This window comes from Marinobacter gudaonensis (assembly GCF_900115175.1).
In the GTDB taxonomy this organism is placed as follows: domain Bacteria; phylum Pseudomonadota; class Gammaproteobacteria; order Pseudomonadales; family Oleiphilaceae; genus Marinobacter; species Marinobacter gudaonensis.
Genome location: NZ_FOYV01000001.1, coordinates 787,530 through 813,150 on the forward strand (window position 1 = coordinate 787,530; position 25,621 = coordinate 813,150).

Below are 25,621 nucleotides of genomic sequence, written 5' to 3' on the forward strand. Positions count from 1 at the left end.
TTAACAACAATGAAGGAGAACACCATGAACATGAAACTCAGCACGCTCGCCCTGGCTTCGGCATTGGCCATCACCGGTTGCGCCTCCACCGGGGGAGCGCGGGACTACAGTGAATCCCTTTACCTCAGGGGTCAGTTCGCCTGGTGGGATGCCTTGCCGGAATACAAGGTGAAGAAAGTGGATGCGGGCCTTTACCGCACGGAAGTTGAGCTCAAGGCAGACGGCCAGCCTTACGAATTCAAGTTCGGCGACGCCAACTGGAGCAGCGGCACCAACTGCGGCTATCTTTCCGAAAAAGAGGACGAGGTGGTGGAGTTGGACAAACCGGTGAACGCCAACTGTTCGGCGGTGTTCGAAAACTTCCGCTTCACGCCACCAGAAACGGCGGTGTACGGCTTCTATTTTGATACGCGAGGAGAAATACCGCAGGTGTACATCAAGAAAGCCCAATAACAAAAAGCCCGGGCAATCGCACCGGGCTTTTAACAACCTCTCACTCAGCTCAGGGCCGCTCGATCTCCGCGCGGTTCCTGAGGTACTGTTGATAGGCCGCGTATTCCCGCTGGCCTTCGAGAGACGCCAGGAACTGTTGCAACTGCTCAAGTTCGGTGCTGTCCTCGGCAACCTCGCCGTCAGTTACCTGCTCGAGCGCAATAACCGACGCCGCATTATCAGAAACGGCCTTGGCGTAGGCGGTATCACCCTGCTCGGGACGCGCCATCGAAAAGACCTGCTGCATAACCGCCGGACCCACGTCCGACGCGTTACGTGACAGTGCTTCGTAGCGGGTCCACTCTCCCTCGCCTTCAAGCTGTCCGTCGGCCTCGAGATCAGCGATCAGAGCATCCGCCCGGTCGGCCAAAGCCTCCCGGGTCTTGCGGGCGGTCAGCGTGGCCCGGATATCCTCGCGAACCTCCTCCAGGGGCAGCTGCTCCGCCGGGTGGTACTCTCGCACCCTCGCCACAACCGACACATTGTCTCCCACGTCAATCAGCTCGGTGTTGTAGCCGGCTTCGAGGACGTCTTCGGAGAACAGCTGGCGCACCAGCCCGGCATGATCAAAGGGTGCCTGGCCGCCATCACGGGTAATCCCGGTGGCCTCACGTACCTCCAGACCAAGCTCCTCAGCGGGACCAGCCAGATCATCGGCGGCATACGCCGAATCGGCAAGTTGTGAACGAATCTCGGCAAACCTCTCCTGGGCTCGGTCGCGGGCCAGCTCGCGACGCAGCTGGTCTTCCATTTCCGCCAGTGACGGCACCTCTGACTGCCTCACATCGTCCAGACGGATCAGATGGACACCGAACGAGCTGCGTACCGGCTCGGAGATCTCACCCTCTTCCAGGGAGAACAGGGCCTCTTCAAAGGCCTCATCGTAGATGCCGCGTCCGGCATAGCCAAGATCGCCGCCGTCCTCTGCGGATACAGTATCAATTGAGTATTCACGGGCCAGATCTTCGAAGGACTCGCCAGCTGCCAGGCGCTCCTGAATGGTCGCCATGGTTTCGTCCGCGTCGCTCCCTTCTTCAATCAGAATGTGGGACGCGCGTCGCTCCTCACTGGCGAGGTCCGCCGCCCGTTCCTCATAGTAGGCCTGGATTTCCTCGTCGGTGATGTCGATGGTTTCTGCCAGGGCACCCAGTGACAAGGTGATATAGGCCGCATCGACCCGCTCCGGCTGCTGGAACAGCCCGGAGTTCTCCTGATAGAAGGTTTGAACTTCGTTGGCGGACACCGCAACACCGCCCGCCACCATAGTGGCAGGAATGCTCAATACCCGGAAGGTACGGGTCTGGTTCTGGATCTGGAGCAACTGCCGGGCATTCTGATCGGCAACCACACCGCTCTGAGCAATCCCGGCTCGTATCTGGTTGACCACATACTGTTTGCGCATGGCTTCACGGAACTCACCAACGCCCATGCCCATGTTGCGAACGGTAGCCACAAACCGGTCGCGATTGAACTGCCCGTCTACCTGGAACTGGGGCATCTGGGTAATCAGAGAATCGATATCCGCGTCGTTGAGCTCCAGGCCCTGGGCGTTCGCGTCCTGGATCAGCACCTGTTGCTGAATCAGGGAGTCAAGAACGTCCGCACGAATCTGATCCTCGTTTAGCATCGATGGATCCGGGGTTTCCATGCTGGACAGCCGGCGCTGGCTCTCCATCTGGACCAGCCGGAGGAATTCCCGCTCGGTAATGTCCTCTCCGTTTACCGTGGCCACTTCCGGCTCTCCGGAGAAACCGCCAACAATGGCGTCCATTCCCCAGATGGAAAGCGACACGATGAGCAGGCCGATGATGATCTTGGCGATCGTGCCCTGGGCATTTTCCCGAATGTCTTGAAGCATGTGTCTCCCGAATCCCTGTTCAAGGTCGTTCAGTGTAATTCGTTTCAGCGCGCTGGCGTGGACGGGCCTAACGTAAAAAGGCGCACCCTGTTCGGAATGCGCCTTGAATTCTTCTTGGGTGGTCCCCGTTAAGGGGAACCACCTGAGAAAGAACCGTTACTTAACGGCGTCTTTCAGGGCCTTGCCTGCCTTGAAGCCAGGCACTTTGGAGGCCGGAATCTTGATCTCGGCACCAGTCTGCGGGTTGCGACCGGTACGAGCGGCACGCTCTTTAACGGAGAAGGTACCGAAACCGATCAGAGTGACCTGATCGCCTTTCTTGAGGGCACCGGTGATGGAGTTGGTCATGGCATCCAGAGCACGGCCAGCGGCGGCTTTGGAGATATCTGCGGACTCTGCAATTGCATCGATAAGTTCGGACTTGTTCACACTAAACCCCTTCGATTTCAGGTTGAAGATGTTATAGGTTGGTTTGTTTTTTCTCGGACGTTCTCGACTATCGCATAAGCGGTCAGAGAATTCCATTCTTCAGTTTTCTTATTCCTTGCGGCTTTATACCGGTGATCGGAATAGGCACTAACTGCGCGGGAGCCCTTGGTATTGGCTGCTTCACGGCGAAACAGTTATACCAACGGGCTCTCTGGCATGTCAACAACTCATCAAGTCTTTAATGTGTATTTATGCGTTCCGAGGCATCACCCTCGTCGTCGCGGGGTTTACCGGATCCGGCCTCAGTGGTCGACTCTTCGGTCCGCGGCTCCGGCGGATAGGCCAGCGCAATGTCCAGCACTTCGTCGATCCATTTCACCGGACGGATCTCCAGAGACTCCTTGATGTTCTCGGGTATCTCCTTGAGATCCCTGACATTATCGTCTGGAATCAGAACCGTCTTGATGCCTCCACGGTGCGCCGCCAGCAGCTTCTCCTTGAGCCCGCCGATGGCCAGGACACGACCACGCAGAGTGATTTCACCGGTCATGGCCACATCGGCCCGCACCGGAATCTTGGTGAGTGCCGATACCAGCGCCGTGCACATGCCAATGCCGGCACTGGGACCATCCTTGGGCGTTGCCCCCTCGGGCACGTGCACGTGCAGGTCATGTTTCTCGTGAAAATCGTCGGACAGGCCAAGCCCTGGGGCCCGGCTGCGTACCACCGTCAGGGCGGTCTGGATCGACTCCTGCATGACATCACCGAGGGAGCCGGTTTTCACCACCCGGCCCTTGCCGGGGGTGAGTGCAGTCTCGATGGTCAGCAGCTCACCGCCCACCTGGGTCCAGGCCAGTCCGGTCACCTGGCCGATCTGGTTGGTTTCCTCGGCCAGTCCATACTTGAACTTCTTGACCCCGGAATAGTCTTCCAGCATCTCGGGCTTCAGAACCACGGAGGCCTTGTCCCCGCTTTCCACATGATCCCGCACCACCTTCCGGCAGATCTTGGCAATTTCCCGTTCAAGCCCGCGCACGCCGGCCTCGCGAGTGTAGTAGCGGATCAGGTCCCTAAGGGTCTCCTCGGGCAGCTCCAGTTCGTCCTTGCGCAGACCGTTGGCCTTGATCTGCTTGGGCAGCAGGTAGCGCAGGGCGATGTTAACCTTCTCATCCTCGGTATAACCCGGGATGCGGATGATTTCCATCCGGTCCAGCAGCGCCGGTGGAATGTTCATGGAGTTGGATGTGCACACAAACATCACGTCAGAGAGGTCGTAATCAACCTCCAGGTAATGGTCGTTGAAGGTGTGGTTCTGCTCCGGATCAAGCACCTCGAGCAGAGCCGAAGCCGGGTCGCCACGGTGATCCATGCCCATCTTGTCGATTTCATCGAACAGGAACAGCGGGTTCTTCACACCCACCTTGGACAGCTTCTGGAGGAGCTTACCTGGCAGTGCGCCGATGTAGGTTTTGCGATGACCGCGGATCTCGGCTTCGTCACGCACGCCGCCCAAGGCCATGCGTGTGTACTTCCGGTTGGTGGCCCGGGCAATGGACTGCCCCAGGGAGGTCTTACCCACACCGGGAGGCCCTACCAGGCACAGAACGGGCCCTTTCACCTTCTTGACTCGGCTCTGAACCGCCAGGTACTCCAGGATCCGCTTCTTGACCTCATCCAGACCGTAGTGGTCCCGGTCGAGAATCTCACGGGCCTTCTCGATGTCATGACGGACGCGGCTGCGCTTTTTCCACGGCACCGCCAACATCCAGTCGATGTAACCGCGCACCACAGTGGCCTCCGCCGACATGGGCGACATCATCTTGAGCTTGTTCAGTTCGGTTTCGGTTTTCTTGCGGGCCTCTTCCGGCAACCCGGCTTCCTCGAGCTTCTGTTCCAGCTCCTCGAAGTCGTTGTTGCCTTCGCCCAGGTTACCCATTTCCTTCTGGATAGCCTTCATCTGTTCGTTCAGGTAGTACTCCCGCTGGCTGCGCTCCATCTGCTTTTTCACACGACCGCGAATGCGCTTCTCAACCTCAATCAGGTCGATCTCGCCGTCCAGCTTGCCCAGCAACAGATCCACACGCTTGCGGATATCCAGAGCCTCCAGCAACTCCTGCTTCTCGGGAATGCGCATTTCCAGGTGCGCGGCCATGGTGTCTGCCAATCGCTCCAGCTCTTCGATACCGGTCAGGGCATTGGACACTTCCGAGGGCACCTTCTTGGAGAGCTTCACGTACTTCTCGAACTCGTCCATCAAAGTCTTCACCAGGACGTCTTTCTCGCGATCCGGCAGAGCCTCCTCGTCCATCAACATGGCACTTCCAGACAGGTATTCACCCTCGGTGATATCGCTGATTGTGGCGCGGGCGTTGCCCTCCACCAGCACCTTCACCGTGCCGTCAGGCAGCCTGAGCATCTGCAGAACCGTTGCCAGCGTTCCCATGCCAAACACATCCTTCGGGCCCGGCTCATCGGTGGAAGCGTCTTTCTGGGCTACCAGAAGAATCTCTTTGCTTCCTTCCATCGCGGCTTCCAGCGCCTGGATGGATTTTTCACGGCCCACAAACAGCGGGACCACCATGTGCGGGAACACCACCACGTCACGTAGTGGAAGCAGCGGGTATTCTTGCACAGTATTTTCGGATATCCGGGTCATAGGGAGTCCTCTGACGGTATTTCTTTCAGCATATCACCCTTCATTGGGGCGCCCGTAAAAATTGCAATCTTTTTACCAAACGAAACAGGGTGGGAATATCGGGATACAGGAAAGCAAAAAAGGGGCGTTGCCGCCCCTTTTTTTGTGTGACCAGGAATCGCCGGCTCAATCTTCCGGCACGGCCTTGGCGTGGTCACTGCTTGCATAGATCTTGAAGGGTTCGGAGTCCCCGCTGATCACGCTTTCATCGATGACCACTTTGGTAACATCATGCTCAGACGGTATCTGATACATGGTGTCGAGCAGGGTCGCTTCCATGATGGAGCGCAGACCGCGGGCACCGGTTTTCCGGTCCATGGCCTTCCGGGCAACGGCGCGCAGCGCGTCATCCCGGAAATCGAGCTCAACACCTTCCATGTCAAACAGCTTCTGGTACTGCTTGGTCAGGGAATTCTTGGGCTCGGTCAGGATCTGTACCAGTGCTTCCTCGTCCAGTTCGTTGAGGGTCGCAACCACAGGCAGACGACCCACAAACTCCGGAATCAGGCCATACTTCACCAGATCCTCGGTTTCCACATCCTTGATGATGTCGCCGGTGTTCTTGGCATCATCCTGGCTGGCAACCGAGGCGGAAAAGCCAATGCTGTTCTTTTCCGTGCGCTCACGGATCACCTTGTCCAGGCCGGCAAAGGCACCGCCACAGATGAACAGCATATTGCCGGTGTCCACCTGCAGGAACTCCTGCTGGGGGTGCTTGCGCCCGCCCTGGGGCGGCACCGAGGCTACCGTGCCCTCGATCAGTTTCAGCAACGCCTGCTGCACGCCCTCACCGGACACATCCCGGGTAATGGACGGATTGTCCGATTTACGGGAGATCTTGTCGATCTCATCGATGTAGACGATGCCCCGTTGGGCCTTGTCGACGTCGTAATCGCACTTCTGCAGAAGCTTCTGAATGATATTCTCGACGTCCTCACCCACGTAACCCGCTTCGGTAAGCGTGGTGGCGTCGGCGATGGTAAAGGGCACGTTGAGCATGCGCGCCAAGGTTTCCGCCAGCAGGGTCTTGCCGCTGCCGGTGGGCCCGATGAGCAGGATGTTGCTCTTGCCGAGCTCGACATCGCCCTTGCCTTCGCCATAGCGCAGACGCTTGTAATGGTTGTAGACCGCCACCGACAAAACGACCTTGGCGCGATCCTGGCCAATCACATACTCATCCAGAGTGTGCCGGATTTCGGACGGCGTCGGGAGGCGATCGCTCGGCTCTTCCTGGGCATTTTCCTGGATTTCTTCCCGGATAATATCGTTGCACAGGTCGACGCACTCGTCGCAGATGAACACCGAGGGCCCTGCAATGAGCTTACGGACTTCATGCTGGCTCTTTCCGCAAAACGAGCAGTAGAGCAACTTGCCGTTATCGTCGCCCCTGCCGTTTCTTTCATCTGCCATTGAAATACCTCTGATCTCGTTCTGCCGGCGTCATACCTGCATTACGCCGGCGAAATATGATGCGATTACTTCCAGTATTATTTATTCGGTACGCGCTTATCAAGTATTGAATCGATCAGCCCGTACTCTTTCGCCTGGGTCGGATCCATGAAGTTATCACGATCAGTATCCTTGGCGATGGTGTCCAGATCCTGCCCGGTGTGGTGGGCCAGAATGGAGTTCAGGGTGTGACGGATCTTCAGGATCTCACGGGTGTGGATCTCGATATCCGTCGCCTGGCCCTGATAGCCGCCCAGCGGCTGGTGAATCATGACCCGCGAATTGGGCAGACACGCCCGCTTGCCGGCAGCGCCACCAGCCAGAAGGAAGGCGCCCATACTGGCGGCCTGTCCAACACACAGGGTAGCCACGTCAGGCTTGATAAACTGCATTGTGTCGTAGATCGACATGCCGGCAGTCACCGAACCGCCCGGGCTATTGATGTAAAGGTGAATGTCCTTGTCGGGGTTCTCCGACTCCAGGAACAGGAGCTGCGCCACAATCAGGTTCGCCATGTGGTCTTCAACCGGGCCCACCAGAAAGATTACCCGCTCCTTGAGCAGGCGGGAGTAGATGTCGAACGACCGCTCACCGCGGGCTGTCTGCTCGATAACGATCGGTACCAGCCCGGAATTGGTAACCATTGCGGGACCATCAATTGGTTTCTGCGTCATGATGCGCCTGAACTCCTTATGGACAATGGGTCGTGGCCATGAGCCACGGCAGTTTCACTCGTGTTGCATCCGATACTTTGCCAGCAGCGGCCCCAGATGAAAACAGCCGGACATGCCGGCTGTTTCATGGGACGGCGCTCGGGCGCGGAAAATCCGCCCCCGCGGCAACTCAGCGCTGCGGCTGACCTGCCTGTACGGCCTCTTCGTATTTAACCTTCTTTTCCTTGACCTTGGCCTGGGCCAGCACGTGGTCAACAACCGCATCCTCCAGCACAGAGGACTCGATCTGAGCCTTCTGCTCGGGGTTGCTGTTGAAGTGCGCGACCACTTCCTCAGGCTGTTCATACGTAGAAGCGATTTCCTGGATCTTCTCGTCTACCTTCGCCGGGTCGGCCTTCAGGTCGTTCTGCTTGACCACTTCCTGGAACAGCAGGCCTGTCTTCACGCGGCGCTTGGCCTGCTCTTCGAAGATCTCCTTGGGCAGCTGCTGGAAGTCAACCTGGCCACCGAAGCGCTGAACCGCATCCTGACGCAGGCGATCGATTTCCTGATCGACCAGAGCAGCCGGAACGTCCAGCTCGGTGTTCTCCACCAGTCCGTCAACCACGTCGTTCTTGACCTTGTTGGAGATGGCCTGCTTGAGCTCACGCTCCATGTTCTTTTTCACTTCTTCGCGGAACGCAGCCTCGTCCTCGGCGTCGATTCCGAACTTCTTGAAGAATTCGGAATCCAGCTCTGGCAACTGGGGCTCTTCCACCTTGTGGATCTTGATCTCGAACTTGGCCGGCTTACCCGCCAGCTCCTCGTTGTGGTAATCCTCCGGGAAGGTCACCTCAATTTCCATGTCCTCACCGGCCTTGCCGCCCTGAATGGCTTTCTCGAAGCCCGGAATCATCTGGCCGGAACCGAGGGTCAGACGATGACCTTCGGCGGCACCGCCCTCGAACTCCTCGCCGTCGATGAAGCCCTTGAAGTCAATGGTCAGCACGTCCTTGTTCTTGGACTTGCGCTTGACTTCCTTCATGGTGGCCTGCTGCCTACGCAGGTTGTCGATCATGTTGTCGACGTCTTTGTCGGTGATCTCGGAGGTAAGCTTCTCAACGGAGATCTTGCTCAGGTCGCCCAGCTCGATTTCCGGCAGTACTTCGAAAGTGGCAACGAATTCCAGATCCTTGCCCTCTTCCATGGTTTTCGGCTCGAACTTCGGCCAACCCGCCGGATTGATGTCCTGCTCCTGCAGTGCCTTGATGTAGTTGTCGCGCATGACCTCGCCCACAACTTCCTGACGAACACTGTCACCGAAACGACGCTTCACCACGCTCATGGGCACCTTACCCGGACGGAAACCGTTAAGACGAACGGTACGCGCGGTTTCCTGCAGGCGTTTCTGGACCGCCTGGTCGATTTCCTGGGCGGGCACACCAATCGTCATGCGACGCTCGATGTTGGAGGTCGTTTCAACAGACACTTGCATGGAAGATCCTCAAATTACAGATTCTGTAGGTGAATGAAATTAATACTAAAAGTCCGGTTACGGGGACCTGCCCGCAAAAGGACCGAAAATTAAAAGCCGGTAGTTTATCATGCTTTGGCCCGCCGAGAGAATCACTCTGCGCGGCATTGGCCAACGTCAGCGACGACCCGCGGGTCTGGCCTCGAATATGGGGGCACAACACGAAAAAGAAAGGGGTGGTGCGCGAGGAGAGACTCGAACTCTCACGGGTTGCCCCACTGGAACCTAAATCCAGCGCGTCTACCAGTTCCGCCACTCGCGCACAACAGGATGAAGATTGCCTGATGACCAGCCTGTCATCAATGGATTCATCACACGCGGAATCAAACAAGAGGGAAAAGTGGGGTGGACGAAGGGGTTCGAACCCTCGACCGCAGGAGTCACAATCCTGAGCTCTACCAACTGAGCTACGTCCACCACATAGGGACTTGCCTTTCCTCAAGCAACACGCAACAACGTGAGGCTTTCAACTTTGCTGGTTACGGTCGCTCCGGCGCGGGTGCCAGCGTTTAATGGCGCGCCCGGCAGGACTCGAACCTGCGACCATCCGCTTAGAAGGCGGATGCTCTATCCAGCTGAGCTACGGGCGCTTGACCGTTCGCCCACCTGGCTGTCCACCACTCCTGCTCGAATGTGTCCGGAATACGGACTCGGACAGTAAGTGGTCGGGGTAGAGAGATTCGAACTCCCGACATCCTGCTCCCAAAGCAGGCGCGCTACCAGACTGCGCTATACCCCGTTTCAACCGAACAACAAGTGCCTCAGCAAAGTTGGCGCGCATATTACCGGCGCCGGCGTGCTCCGTCAACACGGATTTCCAATTTCCCCCTATGCGGGCAAGTAAGCTGACCGGTCGGGGCGAGGAAAGTTCCGGCGCTGGCCCCGGCCCGCGAATTGGAGTTACGCCGGAAGCATGAGACAATGCCCGGCCTTCATTTTTTGATGTCCAACCGAAAAGACGAGACATGACCGCCAAACTGATCAACGGAAAAGAGATTGCCGCCGAGGTTAGACAGCAGGTTGCCGCCGGCGTGGAAGCCCGTCGGCAGCAGGGGCTGCGCGCGCCCGGCCTGGCTGTGGTACTGGTCGGCAACGATCCCGCCTCACACGTTTACGTGGGCAACAAGCGCAAGGCCTGCGAGCAGGCCGGAATCCTGTCCCTGTCCTACGACCTGCCGGAAGACACCTCCCAGGAGGCACTGGAAGCACTGATCGATGAACTGAACGAGAATCCCGCCGTCGACGGCATTCTGGTTCAGTTGCCCCTGCCCCGCCATCTGGATGCCGACCCCATTCTGGTCAAGATACGGCCCGACAAGGACGTGGACGGATTCCACCCCTACAACATTGGCCGGCTGATGCAGCGCAAACCAACACTTAGACCCTGCACACCGGCGGGTATCATCACCCTGCTCGACAGCATCGCTACACCCTATAAGGGTCAGCACGCGGTCATTGTCGGCGCCTCCAACATTGTCGGCCGCCCCATGAGTATGGAGCTTCTGCTCAAGGGCGCCACCACGACGGTTTGCCATCGATTTACGCCAGACCTGCCAAAATTCGTGTCAGAAGCCGACATCCTGGTGGCGGCCGCCGGCAAACCGGGGTTGATCAAGGGAGAATGGGTCAAGCCCGGAGCCACTGTGATTGATGTCGGGATCAACCGCATGGACGACGGTAAACTGCATGGCGACGTGGATTTCGCAATGGCGGCGGAACGGGCGGCCTACATCACGCCGGTGCCCGGCGGCGTGGGCCCGATGACCATTGCCACACTGTTGCAGAACACCCTGTACGCAGCGGACGTGCTGCACAAGGACTGAGTCAAAGCGTTGGGTTACGGCTTTGCCTGATCCAACCAGACACAAAAAACCCCGCCGAGGCGGGGTTTTTTGATGGCCCGGGTTTACTGCCCGAACTTGGCCTTGGCCTTCAGGCGATAGGCGTGCAGCAGCGGCTCGGTGTAGCCGTTTGGCTGCTCGCAGCCCTTCAGAACCAGCGCCATGGCTGCTTCGAAGGCAACGCTGTCATCGAAGTTCGGCGCCATGTTGCGATAGGCCGGATCCCCGGCGTTCTGCTTGTCCACAACCGCCGCCATCCGCTTCATGGTCTCTTCAATCTGCGCCTCGGTGCAGATGCCATGACGCAGCCAGTTGGCCAGCAATTGAGAGGAGATCCGTAGGGTGGCACGGTCTTCCATCAGACCCACGTTGTTGATGTCCGGAACCTTGGAACAACCGACACCCTGGTCGATCCAGCGCACCACGTAGCCGAGGATACCCTGCGCGTTGTTGTCCAGCTCCTGCTGGATTTCCTCTGCGCTCATGGAGGACGGGTCGTCCATCACCGGCACGGTCAGGATGTCCTCAAGGGCCGCACGCTGACGCTTGGACAACTCTTTCTGGACATCAAACACGTTTACCTGGTGGTAATGGGTAGCGTGCAGGGTAGCGGCGGTCGGCGACGGAACCCAGGCGGTGTTGGCACCGGATTTCGGATGACCGATCTTGGCCTCCAGCATGCCGGCCATGAGGTCTGGCATGGCCCACATGCCCTTACCAATCTGGGCAACGCCGGAGAAACCAGTCTCAAGGCCGATATCCACGTTCCACTGCTCGTAAGCGTTGATCCAGGTCGCCTGTTTCATGGGGCCTTTGCGGATAAACGGTCCCAGCTCCATGGAGGTGTGGATTTCGTCGCCAGTACGGTCCAGGAAACCGGTGTTAATGAATACCGCGCGCTCTTTCGCCGCGTGGATGCACGACTTCAGGTTGACGGTGGTGCGACGCTCCTCGTCCATGATGCCGACCTTCAGGGTGTAGCGCGGCAGACCAAGAGCATCCTCAACACGACCAAAGAACTCGTTGGTGAAGGCCACTTCTTCCGGACCATGCTGCTTGGGCTTCACGATGTACATTGAGCCCTTGGTGCTGTTCTGGAACTGGCTGTTGCCCTTGAGATCATGGATGGCAATCAGAGAGGTGATCAGTCCGTCCATCAACCCCTCGGGGATCTCGTTGCCGTCTTTCAGGAGGATGGCCGGGTTGGTCATCAGGTGACCAACGTTCCGGATGAACATCAGGCTGCGCCCCTTCAGCGCCATCTCGCTGCCGTCAGCGGCGGTGTAGACGCGGTCGGCGTTCATCTTGCGGGTCAGTTGCTTGCCGCCCTTCTCGAAGGTCTCTTCCAGGTCACCCTTCATCAGGCCGAGCCAGTTGCGGTAGGCCAGCGCCTTGTCATCGGCATCAACCGCGGCAACGGAGTCTTCGCAGTCCATGATGGTGGTCAGGGCAGACTCCATCAATACGTCCTTGACGTTGGCGCCGTCACTCTTGCCGATGGGATGGCTGGCGTCGATCTGGATCTCGAAGTGCATGCCGTTCTTAACCAGCAGCACGCCGGTGGGGGCGTCGGCAGCGCCGGTATAGCCCACAAAGCCGGCTTCGTCTTTCAGGCCAGTGGTCTCACCATTCTGCAGCTTGACCAAGAGTTTGCCACCCTCGACCAGGTATTTGGCGGCATCCTTGTGGCTTCCGGACGCCAGCGGCGCGGAGCTGTCCAGCAGGTTGCGGGCCCACTCGATGACCTTGGCACCACGAACCGGGTTATAGCCCGGGCCTTTGTCAGCACCGCCTTCTTCGGAGATGGCGTCGGTGCCATAGAGCGCGTCATACAGGCTACCCCAGCGGGCGTTGGCCGCATTCAGGGCGAAGCGGGCGTTCATGATTGGAACCACCAGCTGCGGACCGGCCTGGGTGGCCACTTCCGGATCCACGTTCGAGGTGGAGATCTTGAACTCCGCAGGCTCATCCACCAGGTAGCCGATGTCCTTCAGGAACGCCTTGTATTCGGCCATGTCAATCTTCTGGCCCTTGTGATCGCGGTTCCAGCTGTCCATCTTTTCCTGGATCGCGTCGCGCTTGGCCAGCAGTTCGCGGTTACGCGGCGCCAGCTCGTTCACGATCTTGTCGAACTCGGCCCAGAATTTGTCGGCATCAACTCCGGTGCCCGGAATCGCCTCGTTGTTCACGAAATCATACAGATTCTTGGCGACCTGAATGCCGCCGATTTGTACGCGTTCTGTCATCGTTGTCTGCCTCAGTGGGTTGTTTCCCGACTCCCTCTTCTGACGAACGAGAGGGCATTCTAATTTGAGCGCCGCATTGTAAGGGAAAATCCTTACAAGATCATGCCCGTGAGCATAAAACTGGTCAGACCAAGCGCTCTGGCACGCCAGTCAGGCCTTGCGCCAGCTCGTGCCTTCCCGGGAGTCATCCAGGATGATGCCCTTTTCCGCAAGCGCATCCCGAATGCGATCCGCCTCGGCAAAGTCTTTCGCCTTGCGGGCGTCGGCCCGGGCCTGGATCATCGCCTCGATCTCCTCGGCGGAGAGCTCGGCACTGCCGCCGGCCTTGAAGAAAGCCTCCGGGTCCTGCTGTAGCAGCCCCAGCACACCACCCAGTCGCACCAGCACTGCGGCGCTGCGTTTGGCGTCGTCTTCCCGACCGTCGCGACGGAACTGGTTGATCTCATTGGCCACGGCATGGAGCACGGCAATGGCGCCGGCGGTGTTGAAATCGTCATCCATGGCCTCGGCGAAACGCACATCGTGCTCGCCCTCGGGAACGTCGGCCGCCTTTGCCGGCACGACACCCCGCAGCGCATGGTAAAGCCGTGTCAGGGTGCGACCGGCTTCGGCCAGGTTGTCCTCGGAATAATCCACCTGGCTGCGGTAATGGCTCGACACCAGGAAGTAGCGGACCACCTCGGCCGGGTACTTCTCCATGATCTCCCGGATGGTGAAGAAGTTGCCCAGGGACTTGGACATCTTCTCCTTGTTCACGCGAATGGCGCCGGCGTGCATCCAGGTGTTCACGAAGGTATGGCCGGTGGCGCACTCGGACTGTGCGATCTCGTTCTCATGGTGCGGGAACAGCAGGTCCGGGCCGCCACCATGGATGTCGAAGGTGTCGCCCAGGCAGCAGGTGGACATGGCAGAGCACTCGATGTGCCAGCCAGGGCGACCCTCGCCCCAGGGCGATGGCCAACTGACCTCCCCTTCTTTCGCCGCCTTCCACAACGCAAAGTCCGCGGGACTGCGCTTGGCTTCCTGCACATCGACCCGGGCACCGGCCAGCAGGTCTTCAAGCTTTTTCTTGCTCAGCTTGCCGTAGCCATCGAACGAGTCCACGGCAAAATACACGTCGCCGTTGTCCGCCGCATAGGCGTGGCCGCTGGCGATCAGCTTGTGGATCATGGCGATGATTTCGTCGATGTACGCGGTTGCCCGGGGCTCCTCATCAGGCGACAGCACACCCAGACGGGCCTCGTCTTCATGCATAGCGCGAATCATACGCTCGGTGAGCTCGGTGTAAGGCTCGCCGTTGTCGTCGGCGCGGCGCAGGATTTTGTCGTCGATATCGGTGATGTTGCGAACGTAGTGCACCTCGTAGCCCCGATGACGCAAATAACGGGTGATCACATCGAACGCCACCAGTACCCGGGCATGCCCCAGGTGGCAGTAGTCGTACACCGTCATTCCGCACACATACATCCGCACCTTGCCGGGCTCGATGGGCCGAAACTCTTCCTTCTGCTGGGTCAGGGTGTTGTGAATCCGGATCATTTGCCCCCCTTGCCCCAGGAGTCGCGCAGCGTCACGGTGCGATTGAACACCGGCCGACCGGTGGCCGCCGTCTGCTCCTGATCGCAGTAGAAATAGCCTTCCCGCTCGAACTGATACGGCAGATCGGTGCGGGGCTTAGCCAGGCTCTTCTCGACGCGGGCACCGCGCAGGACGACCAGGGATTCGGGATTCAGATGGTCCATGAAATCCCCGTCCTTGTCGCTGTCCGGGGATTCGTGGTTAAACAGACGGTCGTAGACGTTGATATCGGTCTCAACGCTGTCGGTCGCGGAGACCCAGTGAATCACACCGTTCGGCTTGTAGCCCTCGGGGTTCACGCCCAGGGTAGCCGGATCGTATTGGCACTTGAGCTCAACAATCTCGCCGCTGTCGTCCCGGATGATTTCCCGGCAGGTCATCACATAGCCACCCCGCAGGCGCACCGCCTGATCCGGCGCCAGCCGCTTCCACTTGCGGGGCGGATCCACCTCGAAGTCTTCGCGGTCGATGAACAGGGTCTGGCTCCAGGTCACTTCCCGCTCGCCCATGTCCGGATTTTGCGGATGTACCGGCAGACTCAGGGTTTCGGTCTGGTCCGCTGGATAGTTGATCAGCGTCACCTTGAGCGGACGCATCACACACATGGCACGGGGCGCCCGGTTGTTCAGGTCCTCACGGATGGCGTGCTCGAGCATGCCCACATCGACCGTTCCGCCGGCTTTGTTCACACCGATCATGTCGCAGAAATTACGGATCGATTCAGGCGTGTAGCCGCGACGCCGCATACCGGAAATGGTGGGCATGCGTGGATCGTTCCAGCCGTCGACAACCCCCTCATCCACCAGGCGCTTGAGCTTGCGCTTGGAGGTGATGGTGTAGTTCAGGTTCAGGCGCGCGAACTCGATCTGCCTGGGATGACAGGGCACGGAAATGTTGTCCAGAACCCAGTCGTAGAGTGGCCGGTGATCCTCAAACTCGAGAGTGCACAGGGAGTGGGTGATCCCCTCCAGGGCGTCCGAAATTGGGTGGGTGTAGTCGTACATCGGGTAGATGCACCACTTGTTGCCCGTCTGGTGGTGGTCGGCGTAGCGAATCCGGTAGAGAATTGGATCGCGCAGGTTGATGTTCGGGGACGCCATGTCGATCTTCGCCCGCAGCACCAGCTCACCATTCTGAAACTTTCCGTCGCGCATCTCCCGGAACAGCTTCAGGCTTTCCTCCACCGGGCGATCCCGGTAGGGGCTGTTGCGACCCGGCTCTTTCAGACTGCCACGGTATTCCGCCATCTCGTCGGCAGACAGTGCACAGACGTAGGCCTTGTCCCGCTCGATCAGCTCCTCGGCAAAATCGTACAGGGCGTCAAAGTAGTCAGAGGCGTACCGCACATCGCCGGCCCACTCGTAGCCGAGCCACTCTACGTCCTGCTTGATCGCGTCAATGTATTCCTGGTTTTCCTTCTCCGGGTTGGTGTCGTCAAAGCGCAGGTTGCACTCGCCCGAAAAGGTTTCGGCAATTCCGAAATTGAGGCAGATCGACTTGGCGTGGCCAATGTGCAGATAGCCGTTGGGCTCCGGTGGAAAACGGGTCACCACCTTGCCGGTATGCTCACCGCCGGCGATGGCGTCCTCGATCAGGCTCTGGATGAAGTTATGGGCTTTCTTCGACTCGGCGCTCATACAATCTCTGTTAAAAGGGGTGAATCTTAAACCGTCTATTATACTCACAAATCCTTTCCGGACTCATGCATCGCGGCAAACTCTTCAGTACAATACGGGTTTTGACACAACCCATCTTTTCAAACACCTCTGAACAGGAAACCCTGATGATTCTGCTGACGACCAATCTTGGCGACATCAAGCTGGAACTGGATTACGACAAGGCTCCGGAAACCGCGAAAAACTTTGAACAGTACGTCCGCGACGGCTTTTACGACGGCCTCATCTTCCATCGCGTCATCAGCAACTTCATGATTCAGGGCGGCGGCTTTGAGCCGGGCATGACCCCACGCAAGACTCGCGAACCCATCCAGAACGAGGCCGACAACGGCCTGAGCAACATGCAGGGCACCATCGCCATGGCCCGGACCATGGATCCGCACTCGGCCACTGCACAGTTCTTCATTAACGTAGAGAACAACGGTTTCCTGGACCACACCGCCAAGAACGCGGAAGGCTGGGGCTACTGCGTATTCGGCAAAGTGGTCGAAGGCATGGATACAGTCAATGCCATTCGCGCGGTCCGCACCACCATGCGCGCCGGCCATCAGGACGTACCGGCCGACGATGTGGTCATCGAGAAAGCCGAGGTTCTGGAGGACGCGTGACCACGCTGTTTATTTCCGACCTGCATCTCGAGGAGTCGCGCCCGGACATTACCGGGGCCTTCCTGACCTTTCTGGAAGAGAAGGCGGCAGGCGCTGAAAGCCTCTACATTCTGGGGGATTTCTTCGAGGCCTGGATTGGCGATGACGAACGCACCCCACTGCAGGAGCAGGTGGCGGGCGCCCTGCGCCAGCTCAGCGACAGTGGTACCCGCCTGTTCCTCATGCACGGCAACCGCGACTTCCTGATCGGAGAGGACTTCTGTGCCCGAGCCGGAGCCACCCTGCTGGACGACCCGACCGTTATCGATCTATACGGCACCCCCACCCTGCTGATGCACGGCGACAGCCTGTGCACCGCCGATGTGGAGTACCAGAAGTTCCGGGCCAACATGCGCAACCCCCAGTGGCAGCAGATGATCCTGCAGCGCCCCCTGAAGGACCGCCAGCAGATGGCCCGTCAGCTTCGGGAAATCAGCATGGCGAAGAATCAGGGCAAGGAAGAGTTCATCATGGATGTCACCCCGGAAGAGGTGGTCAAGGACATGGAGCGGTACGGCGTCCAGAGGCTGATCCATGGTCATACCCACCGACCAGCGGTGCACGAACTCACCGCCAACGGGCAACCGGCGCGGCGGATTGTCCTGGGTGACTGGGACCAGAATGTCTGGTGGCTGGAGGCTCGCCCCAACGAGGAGCCGGCACTGAAAAAGCAGCCGCTGAAATGAAAAAAGCCGGGACAGCCCCGGCTTTTTCGACTTCTGGCCTCAGTGCGCCAGAATCTGCTTGAGAAACTTCTGCGTTCTCGCTTCCTGCGGATTGTTGAAGAACTCGTGGGGCGGCGCCTCCTCAACAATCTCGCCACCGTCCATGAAGATCACGCGGTCAGCCACGGTCTTGGCAAACCCCATCTCGTGGGTTACACAGAGCATGGTCATGCCGCTGCCGGCCAACTCGATCATGACATCGAGCACCTCCTTGATCATCTCCGGATCCAGCGCCGATGTGGGCTCATCAAAGAGCATGATCTTCGGTTTCATGCAAAGGGCCCGGGCAATGGCCACCCGCTGCTGCTGGCCGCCGGACAACTGTCCGGGATATTTCCGGGCCTGATCGGGAATCTTCACTCGTTCCAGATACTCCATGGCCGTTGCCTCGGCTTCCTTGCGCGGAACCTTGCGTACCCAGATCGGCGACAGGCAACAGTTCTCGAGAACAGTGAGATGCGGAAACAGGTTGAAGTGCTGAAACACCATACCTACTTCCCTGCGCACTGTATCAATGTGGCGCACATCGTCCGTTAACTCCACGCCGTCCACGATAATCTTGCCTTGCTGGTGCTCTTCCAGCCGGTTAATGCAGCGAATGAACGTGGACTTGCCGGATCCGGAAGGCCCGCAGATGACGATTCGTTCGCCCTGGGCGACCGTCAGGTTCAGGTCCTTCAGTACGTGGAAATCCCCGTACCACTTGTGCATGCCTTCCACCCGGATGATGTCCGGCTTGTTGCCGACGGAGGGTTGTGTATCAGAGGTTTGGGTTTGTTCTGTCATTGGGTTACCCATCAGGTTTTGTGACCGGTGTCGAGTTTGCGTTCAAGGTTCTGGCTGTAGCGGGAAATTCCGAAACAGAAAATCCAGAAGCAGAAAGCCACGAACACATAGCCTTCAATGGCAACGTTCTGCCAGGCCGGATCAGTCACCGTGGACTGCACGGTACCGAGCACATCGAACAGGCCGATGATCAGGACCAGCGTGGTGTCCTTGAACAGTGATATAAAGGTATTCACGATGCCCGGGATCACCATTTTCAGTGCCTGTGGCAGGATGACCAGGCCCATTTTGCGCCAGTATCCGAGCCCCAGTGCGTCTGCGGCCTCGTACTGCCCCCGCGGGATGGCCTGCAAACCGCCGCGGATTACCTCGGCCATATAGGCCGACTGCCAGAGTGTGATGCCAATCAAAGCCCGGGCCAGTTTCTCGAAGTTGACCCCTTCAGGCAGGAACAGCGGTAACATCACCGAAGCCATGAACAGTACCGTGATCAGCGGCACCGCCCGCCAGACCTCGATGAACACCACGCTCAGACCGCGGATAATCGGCATCTCGGATCGACGCCCGAGAGCGAGCAGTATTCCGATAGGCAGTGAGGCAAGGATACCGATGTACGCCAGGATCAGGGTCAGCATCAGGCCGCCCCATTTGGTACTCTCGACCACTTCCAGGCCGAAGGTCCCGCCCGGTATCAGGAAATATCCGATCACCGGCAGACCGGTCATCCCGAAGATGCCCAGCCATTTGCGCCCCGGGAACCGTTCTATGAACTGCGGCACGAAGGCCAGGGCCAGCAGGATGAACATCACGTTCACCCGCCACTGCAGTTCGTCGGGGTAGAAGCCGTAAATGAAGAAATTCAGGCGTTGGCTGATAAACAGCCAGCAGGCCCCTGCCCCGGTACAGTCACTGGCATCCTGGCCAGTAAAGTTGGCCTCGAGGAACACCCAGTTCACCAGGGGGCCGATGCTGGTTACCAGCAGATAACCCACGGCAACGGTCAACAGGGTGTTGTACCAGGTAGAGAACAGATGCTCCCGCATCCACTTGACCGGACTGAGAGCCTTCTTGGGTGGTTTCATGGTTGACTCAGCCATCATCGCTCCTTAATCGCCACGGCCCGGTTGTAGATATTCATGAACAGGGAGATTGTCAGACTGATGGTGAGGTACACCGCCATGGTAATGGCCACCACCTCCACCGCCTGGCCGGTCTGGTTCAGGGTGGTTCCCATGAACACGGCCACCAGATCCGGATAGCCGATCGCCGTTGCCAGCGAGGAGTTCTTGGTCAGGTTCAGGTACTGACTGGTGAGCGGCGGAATGATCACCCGCATGGCCTGGGGGATAACCACCAGACGGAGAGTGAGACCGTTGGGCAGCCCCAGGGCCTTGGCCGCTTCGGTTTGCCCCTTGCTCACCGACAGGATGCCGGAGCGCACGATCTCGGCTATGAAACTGGCGGTATACAGGGACAACGCCAGCCACAACGCGGCCAACTCAGGGATGATGGTAATGCCACCGCCAAAGTTGAAGCCCCGAAGTTCCGGCATTTCCCACTGCAGCGGACTGCCCGCGGCAAAATAGGCCACCGCGGGCAATACCACCAGGATGGCGACCCCTACCTTGAAGGTTGGAAAGATCTCCCCGGTCGCCAGCTGCCGCTTTTTGGCCCAGATGCGGATGCCGACCACCGCGGCAATGGCCACCAGAAGAGCCAGCCAGACCACGCCGAAACCGTCCTGAGTGAGCGGCTCCGGCACGTAGAGGCCCCGGTTGTTGAGGAACACCGTGCCGCCGACATCAATACTTTGTCTTGGCGAGGGCAGCGCACCCAAAACTGCGAAATACCAGAAGAAAATCTGGAGCAGAAGCGGAATGTTACGGATGACTTCGATGTAGACCAGTGACACCTTGGCCACCAGCCAGTTGCTCGACAGCCGGGCCACACCGATGATGAAACCTAGAATGGTGGCGGCGACGATACCGAGAGCAGATACAAGGAGGGTATTGGTCAGACCCACCCAGAAGGTCCTGCCGTAGCTCATGGTGGCATCGTAGGGTATCAGGCTCATGATGATGCCGAATCCGGCGGTCTCATCGAGGAATCCGAAACCTGTACTGATACCCCTGCTCTCCATGTTGGCAAGGGTGTTATCGACCAGAGTCCAGCCGGCCCAGAAGACCAGGGCAATGGCAACAACCTGGAAAAACAGTGATCGTACGCGAGGATCGTACCAGGGCTTGGGCGCCGCTGGCTTTGTGGCGTTAGTTTGTTTTTTCATGGAATGTCCCGAAAAGCGTCCCTGCAAATTACCTCATCAGAGAGTGCGTAGCGCGCCCCGTCGGACGGGGCGCGCCTGCGTGCTTTCAGGTCTTAGCGAACCGGCGGCGCATACATGATGCCGCCTTCGGTCCAGAGGGCATTGATGCCGCGGTCCAGGCCGAGCGGGGTGTCCGGACCCACGTTGCGGTCATACATTTCGCCGTAGTTGCCCACCTGCTTCACGATCTTGTGGCCATAATCCGCCGGCAGACCAAGCTTGGCGCCCATGTCACCATCCGTGCCGAGCAGGCGCTGGATGTTCGGGTTATCGGATTTCAGCATGTCATCGACGTTGGCACTGGTCACGCCCAGCTCCTCGGCGTTAATCTGGGTGAACAGAACCCATTTGACGATGTTGAACCACTGGTCATCGCCCTGGCGCACCACCGGACCCAGCGGCTCCTTGGAAATGGTGTTGGGCAGAATGACGGCGGCGCTCGGATCCTGCAGCTTGGAGCGCAGGGCTGCCAGCTGTGAACGGTCAGACGTCAGCACGTCGCAACGACCGGCAGAGAAACCCTGAACGGTTTGCTCGGACGTATCGAAGACGATCGGCTTGAACTCCATGCCTTTGGCACGGAAGTAGTCAGACAGGTTGAGCTCGGTGGTGGTACCCGCCTGGATACACACGGATGCGCCATCCAGCTGGGTGGCATCGGTTACCCCAAGGTTCTTCTTGATCAGGAAGCCCTGGCCATCGTAATAGTTTACGCCGGCAAAGTTCAGGCCCAGGGACGCATCACGGGTCAGAGTCCAGGTGGTATTACGGGAGAGCATGTCGATCTCGCCGGACTGCAATGCGGTAAAGCGCTCCTTGGCAGTCAAAGGCGTAAATTCAACGGCAGAGGCGTCGCCAAAAATTGCGGCTGCGACGGCCCGGCAAGTGTCTACATCGATCCCGGTCCAATTGCCTTTATCATCTGGCTGTGAGAAACCCGGCAGGCCAGTGGTAACACCACACTGCAGGTGACCTTTCGATTTCACATTCTCGAGCGTGGTAGCGGCCATTGAGCTGGTTGCACCCAGTGCGCCTACAGCCAGAGCAATCCCCAGGGCAATCGATTTCGTCTTTCTCATTGTCATTTCTCCGAACATCTGTTGGTTTTTGCAACATGCTGGCTCAGCAATTTGCGAGCCACCAATCACAACCAATTGATTTATATTGTTTTTATCCAGCACTGAGTTCGTCCAGAAAGTTCTGGCGCCCGGTGAGTCGATAATTTGCACTCAGACAGTGCCAGCCTGCGCCCGGACGCTCCCAAACGAAGCGACCTCGGGGCCAGTGCCCTATAAAGGTAGATCAAAGTTCGGAAAAACAACCAGTTTTTTTCGGGATTTTATTCCGGAATGACCCTAGAAGCGGGCTCCACGTAGGTTTCAACACGCTTGAGCCAACCCGGTAGCCAACGTTCTCTCTCGATGGGCGCCTCGGCATTGTCTGCCCTGCGGGTAAGCACACGGGCCGCCGCCTCCCGGAACTGATCCAGCGCGGTATCGGCCGGATGGCCAGACATGGCCAGCAACACCTGCAAAAGGCCCCAGCCCTCGCCGTTGTAGCGCTCGGACTCGGCCAACCCCTCCCCCTTGAAATTGACATAGTCGATCAGAGCATAGACACCGCCGGGCGTCTCGCTGAGAGCAGCCACGCGCGCCGTCACCACGTCCGTTTTCGACTCCGGGGCAGCGCCAATAACCCGGCTCAGGGACTCCCTGGCCCGGTGATAGATAAATTCCGTCTGGACGGCCCGGGTCTTCATCAGAAATGCACGAAGATCCTCAACGCTCGCGGAATCCGATACCTGCAGAAAAGCGTCACGGTCGGCCCAGGGCGCATCAAACGGGCGCAGTTCAGCCAGCGACTCCGGCAGTTCGACGTTGCGCCGACGCATGAAATCTACCAGGGCGGGGAAGCTCTCCACAAACCGGCCTTCGACTCCGGCCGGGTACCAGATGAAATGCCCGATACCCAGGGAAGGAAAGGCCTCCCCGGCGTTCCAGTGAACCAGGCACCGGGTTTGCCCGGCGCATTCGTTCCGGAAAATCTGCTCACCAATCCAATCGAGCTGTTCCGGCGAAAGTACCAGCTCGACTTCAGAAGACACAGCGTCGCTCCCTGCCATAGGTGTGATCCGCAGCAGCTTGCCGTCGGAACTGTCCGTCAACAGATAAAGTGCGCCATCGGGCCCGGTGGCCACATCCCGAATGCGCGCATCCAGCTTTCCAAAAAGAATGCCGGCGTCGTTCGCCCGCAAGCCGTTCAGCGTCACCCGATGAACATTCCTGGCCGCGAGGGCGCCTACCAGCAGGTCGCCCTGCCACTCGGGAAACAGGTGGCCCCGATAGCGTGTCATGCCCGAGGGCGCAATCGATGGAGTCCACTGCAGGAGCGGCTGCTTCATGCCTTCCCGCGCCGTGTACGGCGTGATCATCGCCCCGGTGTAGTCGATACCATAGGTAATGACGGGCCATCCATAGTTCTGGCCCGGTTCGATCACATTGATTTCATCCCCGCCCCGAGGGCCATGCTCGTGAGCTAGCAACAGGTCTTCCCGGGCATCGTAAACCAGACCCTGAACATTCCTGTGACCGAAACTGTATATTTCCGGAAGGGCATCGTCGCGACCGACAAACGGATTATCCGCCGGTACCGAGCCGTCCGGATTCAGCCGGATGATCTTACCCAGATGACTCGACAGTTTCTGGGCCTGTTCCCGGTAATCAAAACCATCACCTAGCGTGACGATAAGGGTGTCGTCCGGCAGCCATACCATCCGGCCACCGTAATGGGCACTGCCTTCCTTGGCGGGCCTGGCGCGAAAGATCTCAACCACCTCGGTAAGCTGGTCACGCTGCAACTGTGCGCTGGCAACGCACAGATGATAGGCCGCTTCGGTGCCGCAGGCATAGGCCAGGAAAATCCGATGATCATTGGCAAAATCCGGCGAAAGCACCACGTCAAACAAGCCTGCCTGGGCACTGTTGAACACCGGCGGCACACCCTTGATTGGCGCATTCACCAGTTGACCTTCCGGCGTGATCTGGCGTAGCCGCCCTGCTCTCTCGGTCACCAGGGCACCGCCATCCGGGAGAAAGGCAACGGACCAGGGGTGTTCCAGACCGGAGGCCACAGTTTCCACCTGGTAGTCATCAACGGCACTCTGAGCACGGACAGTTTCCGTAAACCCCAAGCTACCCAGCAACAGCACACCGGCAACAACCGGAGTCACGGTGCCTGTCCGGTTGGCACGATTGGTTGCGGCCAGCCTGGCGAACAGCCACCCTGCCCACGCAGCCGTGAGCAACATGACCAACAAACCAGTAACGGAGCGTGTTGCGGCAATCAGAGTCGGCATCGGCAGCAGCGCATTGGTGATTGCGAAAGCGGCCCACAGACCGGCCGCCCCGGCGACGCCGTGCCCCGGCTTGAGCATCCACCCGGGAAGCCGGGTGAGTACAAGTGCGGCAATGGCCTGGAACAACAGGAAGCTGGTGCCAAACAGGGCCGCATACAGCGGAGCAAAATGCAGCAGGTCATGCAACGTGGCGGTCCAGCGCGCCTCGAGACTGATGGCTACCCCAAGATTCTGCAATGCCAGCAGGTTGAACTGCGTCTGGACCACTGTTCCGACCAGTGTGCCGGCCACCAATGCGACCAGGAATGCGATGATGACCGTCCTTATCCGCAAGCCCATTTTCTTCACCACCACCAACACCTCCTTTTCGTCTTTCCGCCGGTACACGCTGTGTCGCCATCAGTGCAGGTTGACCGCCCCAAGGCCCGCGCCATCCATACAAGCATAAAAAAACCGGAGCATCACGCTCCGGTTTTTGATTACGGCTTATGCCTCGCGAGAAACCCGCTTACTGTTCCACAAAAGCCCGCTCAATCACATAGTGCCCCATCTTGCCACCACGGGCCTCTTCAAAGCCCATGTCGTTCAGGATGGCGCAGGTGTCCTTGAGCATGCTCGGGCTGCCGCAGATCATGAAGCGGTCGTTCTCTGGATCAAATTCCGGCAGACCCAGATCCCGGGTGATCTTGCCGGTCTCCATTGCATCGGTCAGTCGGCCCTGGTTACGGAATTCTTCGCGGGTAACGGTCGGGTAGTACACCAGCTTGCCCTTGACCATGTCGCCAAAGTACTCATTTTCCGGCAGCTCTTCGATCTCCTTCTGGTATGCCAGCTCGGATACGTACCGAACGCCATGGGTCAGGATCACTTTGTCGAAGGCCTCGTACACCTCCGGATCCTTGATAATGCTCATGAAGGGCGCAAGGCCGGTGCCTGTGCTGATCAACCAGAGATTCTTGCCCGGCAGAAGGTTATCGAGAATCAGGGTGCCGGTCGGCTTGCGGCTCACCAGGATTTCATCGCCCACCTGGATTTTTTGCAGACGTGACGTCAGCGGGCCGTCCTGTACCTTGATCGAGAAGAACTCCAGTTCCTCTTCGTAGTTGGCGCTGGCGATACTATAGGCGCGCATCAGCGGCTTGCCGTCGGTTTCCAGGCCAATCATGACAAAATGGCCGTTCTTGAAACGAAACCCGGGGTCCCGGCTCGTGGTAAAGCTGAACAGGGTATCGTTCCAGTGATGGACGCTGGTCACTTTCTCTTTGATCAGGTTGCTCATGTAAACCTCTTGCCTGTTCGTTGCGCTCTTACGGCGACAGTTTCAATTTCAGATT

At 58.7% G+C, this 25,621-nt stretch carries 19 protein-coding genes and 4 tRNA genes; 4 read left to right on the forward strand and 19 right to left on the reverse strand.

Translation table 11 applies throughout. The annotated features are described in order from the left end of the window. Positions 1–24 precede the first annotated feature (24 nt). The gene (locus tag BM344_RS03560; RefSeq protein ID WP_091986129.1) at positions 25–453 is read left to right on the forward strand and encodes a hypothetical protein; all 429 of its coding nucleotides are present in this window, start codon (positions 25–27) and stop codon (positions 451–453) included. Positions 454–502: 49 nt separating this feature from the next. Here the strand turns inward: BM344_RS03560 and BM344_RS03565 are convergent, their stop codons facing one another. From BM344_RS03565 to BM344_RS03610, 10 genes are all read right to left on the reverse strand, one after another. Then, positions 503–2,350 (reverse strand): SurA N-terminal domain-containing protein, encoded by a 1,848-nt coding sequence (locus BM344_RS03565; RefSeq protein WP_091986131.1) that lies wholly within the window; start codon positions 2,348–2,350, stop codon positions 503–505. A gap of 156 nt (positions 2,351–2,506) precedes the next feature. Next, positions 2,507–2,779: an HU family DNA-binding protein gene (locus tag BM344_RS03570; protein ID WP_008174603.1), complete on the reverse strand. Its 273-nt coding sequence runs from the start codon at positions 2,777–2,779 to the stop codon at positions 2,507–2,509. A 238-nt stretch (positions 2,780–3,017) separates the two neighbouring features. Then, complete coding sequence (gene lon / locus BM344_RS03575) at positions 3,018–5,435, reverse strand: endopeptidase La (protein ID WP_091986133.1); 2,418 nt, start codon at positions 5,433–5,435, stop codon at positions 3,018–3,020. A 165-nt stretch (positions 5,436–5,600) separates the two neighbouring features. Then, entirely contained in the window at positions 5,601–6,884 is a 1,284-nt protein-coding gene (clpX, locus tag BM344_RS03580; protein WP_091986136.1) for an ATP-dependent Clp protease ATP-binding subunit ClpX, read from the reverse strand. A 77-nt stretch (positions 6,885–6,961) separates the two neighbouring features. Continuing rightward, positions 6,962–7,597, reverse strand: coding sequence for an ATP-dependent Clp endopeptidase proteolytic subunit ClpP (gene clpP, locus BM344_RS03585; protein WP_091986137.1), 636 nt, complete (start codon positions 7,595–7,597; stop codon positions 6,962–6,964). 169 nt (positions 7,598–7,766) lie between these two features. Next, the gene (gene tig / locus BM344_RS03590; RefSeq protein ID WP_091986140.1) at positions 7,767–9,071 is read right to left on the reverse strand and encodes a trigger factor; all 1,305 of its coding nucleotides are present in this window, start codon (positions 9,069–9,071) and stop codon (positions 7,767–7,769) included. A gap of 216 nt (positions 9,072–9,287) precedes the next feature. Continuing rightward, positions 9,288–9,372: transfer RNA gene (locus BM344_RS03595), tRNA-Leu, on the reverse strand. Positions 9,373–9,451: 79 nt separating this feature from the next. Further along, positions 9,452–9,527: transfer RNA gene (locus tag BM344_RS03600), tRNA-His, on the reverse strand. A 96-nt stretch (positions 9,528–9,623) separates the two neighbouring features. Next, positions 9,624–9,700: transfer RNA gene (locus tag BM344_RS03605), tRNA-Arg, on the reverse strand. A 72-nt stretch (positions 9,701–9,772) separates the two neighbouring features. After that, positions 9,773–9,849 (reverse strand) — tRNA-Pro (locus BM344_RS03610). 226 nt (positions 9,850–10,075) lie between these two features. On the opposite strand from BM344_RS03610, the gene folD reads away from it, so the two are divergent. Then, positions 10,076–10,933: a bifunctional methylenetetrahydrofolate dehydrogenase/methenyltetrahydrofolate cyclohydrolase FolD gene (folD, locus tag BM344_RS03615; RefSeq protein WP_091986142.1), complete on the forward strand. Its 858-nt coding sequence runs from the start codon at positions 10,076–10,078 to the stop codon at positions 10,931–10,933. An 83-nt stretch (positions 10,934–11,016) separates the two neighbouring features. Here the strand turns inward: folD and BM344_RS03620 are convergent, their stop codons facing one another. From BM344_RS03620 to BM344_RS03630, 3 genes are all read right to left on the reverse strand, one after another. Next, positions 11,017–13,197 carry a malate synthase G gene (locus BM344_RS03620; protein ID WP_091986144.1) on the reverse strand — a complete coding sequence of 727 codons (2,181 nt, stop codon included), beginning with the start codon at positions 13,195–13,197 and terminating at the stop codon, positions 11,017–11,019. A gap of 150 nt (positions 13,198–13,347) precedes the next feature. Next, on the reverse strand, positions 13,348–14,736 hold the full coding sequence (gene cysS / locus BM344_RS03625; RefSeq protein WP_091986147.1) for a cysteine--tRNA ligase: 1,389 nt from the start codon (positions 14,734–14,736) through the stop codon (positions 13,348–13,350). Then, positions 14,733–16,412 (reverse strand): glutamine--tRNA ligase/YqeY domain fusion protein, encoded by a 1,680-nt coding sequence (locus tag BM344_RS03630; RefSeq protein WP_091986149.1) that lies wholly within the window; start codon positions 16,410–16,412, stop codon positions 14,733–14,735. Before BM344_RS03630 ends, cysS begins: the two co-directional genes overlap by 4 nt. A 146-nt stretch (positions 16,413–16,558) precedes the next feature. On the opposite strand from BM344_RS03630, the gene BM344_RS03635 reads away from it, so the two are divergent. After that, the gene (locus BM344_RS03635) at positions 16,559–17,059 is read left to right on the forward strand and encodes a peptidylprolyl isomerase (RefSeq protein ID WP_091986151.1); all 501 of its coding nucleotides are present in this window, start codon (positions 16,559–16,561) and stop codon (positions 17,057–17,059) included. Further along, positions 17,056–17,784 (forward strand): UDP-2,3-diacylglucosamine diphosphatase, encoded by a 729-nt coding sequence (gene lpxH, locus BM344_RS03640; protein ID WP_091986153.1) that lies wholly within the window; start codon positions 17,056–17,058, stop codon positions 17,782–17,784. The genes BM344_RS03635 and lpxH overlap by 4 nt, the downstream gene beginning before the upstream one ends. Positions 17,785–17,823: 39 nt before the next feature. On the opposite strand, the gene BM344_RS03645 is transcribed toward lpxH, so the two are convergent. From BM344_RS03645 to BM344_RS03670, 6 genes are all read right to left on the reverse strand, one after another. Next, positions 17,824–18,609 (reverse strand): amino acid ABC transporter ATP-binding protein, encoded by a 786-nt coding sequence (locus BM344_RS03645; RefSeq protein ID WP_208603371.1) that lies wholly within the window; start codon positions 18,607–18,609, stop codon positions 17,824–17,826. Positions 18,610–18,620: 11 nt separating this feature from the next. Beyond that, complete coding sequence (locus BM344_RS03650) at positions 18,621–19,706, reverse strand: amino acid ABC transporter permease (RefSeq protein ID WP_091986156.1); 1,086 nt, start codon at positions 19,704–19,706, stop codon at positions 18,621–18,623. Then, on the reverse strand, positions 19,706–20,893 hold the full coding sequence (locus BM344_RS03655) for an amino acid ABC transporter permease (RefSeq protein WP_091986158.1): 1,188 nt from the start codon (positions 20,891–20,893) through the stop codon (positions 19,706–19,708). The genes BM344_RS03650 and BM344_RS03655 overlap by 1 nt, the downstream gene beginning before the upstream one ends. Positions 20,894–20,985: 92 nt before the next feature. Further along, positions 20,986–22,017, reverse strand: coding sequence for an amino acid ABC transporter substrate-binding protein (locus BM344_RS03660; protein WP_407656796.1), 1,032 nt, complete (start codon positions 22,015–22,017; stop codon positions 20,986–20,988). Positions 22,018–22,271: 254 nt separating this feature from the next. Continuing rightward, positions 22,272–24,674, reverse strand: a complete 2,403-nt coding sequence (locus tag BM344_RS17740) for a PQQ-dependent sugar dehydrogenase (protein WP_322853410.1) — start codon at positions 24,672–24,674, stop codon at positions 22,272–22,274. Positions 24,675–24,795: 121 nt separating this feature from the next. Continuing rightward, positions 24,796–25,566, reverse strand: a complete 771-nt coding sequence (locus tag BM344_RS03670) for a ferredoxin--NADP reductase (RefSeq protein ID WP_091986162.1) — start codon at positions 25,564–25,566, stop codon at positions 24,796–24,798. Positions 25,567–25,621 lie beyond the last annotated feature (55 nt).

Bases quoted from the DNA above. Each gene is read 5' to 3' on its own strand.
- BM344_RS03560 (WP_091986129.1), top strand. From the start codon at position 25: ATGAACATGAAACTCAGCACGCTCGCCCTGGCTTCGGCATTGGCCATC.
- BM344_RS03565 (WP_091986131.1), bottom strand. From the start codon at position 2,350: ATGCTTCAAGACATTCGGGAAAATGCCCAGGGCACGATCGCCAAGATC.
- lon (WP_091986133.1), bottom strand. From the start codon at position 5,435: ATGACCCGGATATCCGAAAATACTGTGCAAGAATACCCGCTGCTTCCA.
- clpX (WP_091986136.1), bottom strand. From the start codon at position 6,884: ATGGCAGATGAAAGAAACGGCAGGGGCGACGATAACGGCAAGTTGCTC.
- clpP (WP_091986137.1), bottom strand. From the start codon at position 7,597: ATGACGCAGAAACCAATTGATGGTCCCGCAATGGTTACCAATTCCGGG.
- tig (WP_091986140.1), bottom strand. From the start codon at position 9,071: ATGCAAGTGTCTGTTGAAACGACCTCCAACATCGAGCGTCGCATGACG.
- folD (WP_091986142.1), top strand. From the start codon at position 10,076: ATGACCGCCAAACTGATCAACGGAAAAGAGATTGCCGCCGAGGTTAGA.
- BM344_RS03620 (WP_091986144.1), bottom strand. From the start codon at position 13,197: ATGACAGAACGCGTACAAATCGGCGGCATTCAGGTCGCCAAGAATCTG.
- cysS (WP_091986147.1), bottom strand. From the start codon at position 14,736: ATGATCCGGATTCACAACACCCTGACCCAGCAGAAGGAAGAGTTTCGG.
- BM344_RS03630 (WP_091986149.1), bottom strand. From the start codon at position 16,412: ATGAGCGCCGAGTCGAAGAAAGCCCATAACTTCATCCAGAGCCTGATC.
- BM344_RS03635 (WP_091986151.1), top strand. From the start codon at position 16,559: ATGATTCTGCTGACGACCAATCTTGGCGACATCAAGCTGGAACTGGAT.
- BM344_RS03645 (WP_208603371.1), bottom strand. From the start codon at position 18,609: ATGACAGAACAAACCCAAACCTCTGATACACAACCCTCCGTCGGCAAC.
- BM344_RS03650 (WP_091986156.1), bottom strand. From the start codon at position 19,706: ATGGCTGAGTCAACCATGAAACCACCCAAGAAGGCTCTCAGTCCGGTC.
- BM344_RS03655 (WP_091986158.1), bottom strand. From the start codon at position 20,893: ATGAAAAAACAAACTAACGCCACAAAGCCAGCGGCGCCCAAGCCCTGG.
- BM344_RS03660 (WP_407656796.1), bottom strand. From the start codon at position 22,017: ATGACAATGAGAAAGACGAAATCGATTGCCCTGGGGATTGCTCTGGCT.
- BM344_RS03670 (WP_091986162.1), bottom strand. From the start codon at position 25,566: ATGAGCAACCTGATCAAAGAGAAAGTGACCAGCGTCCATCACTGGAAC.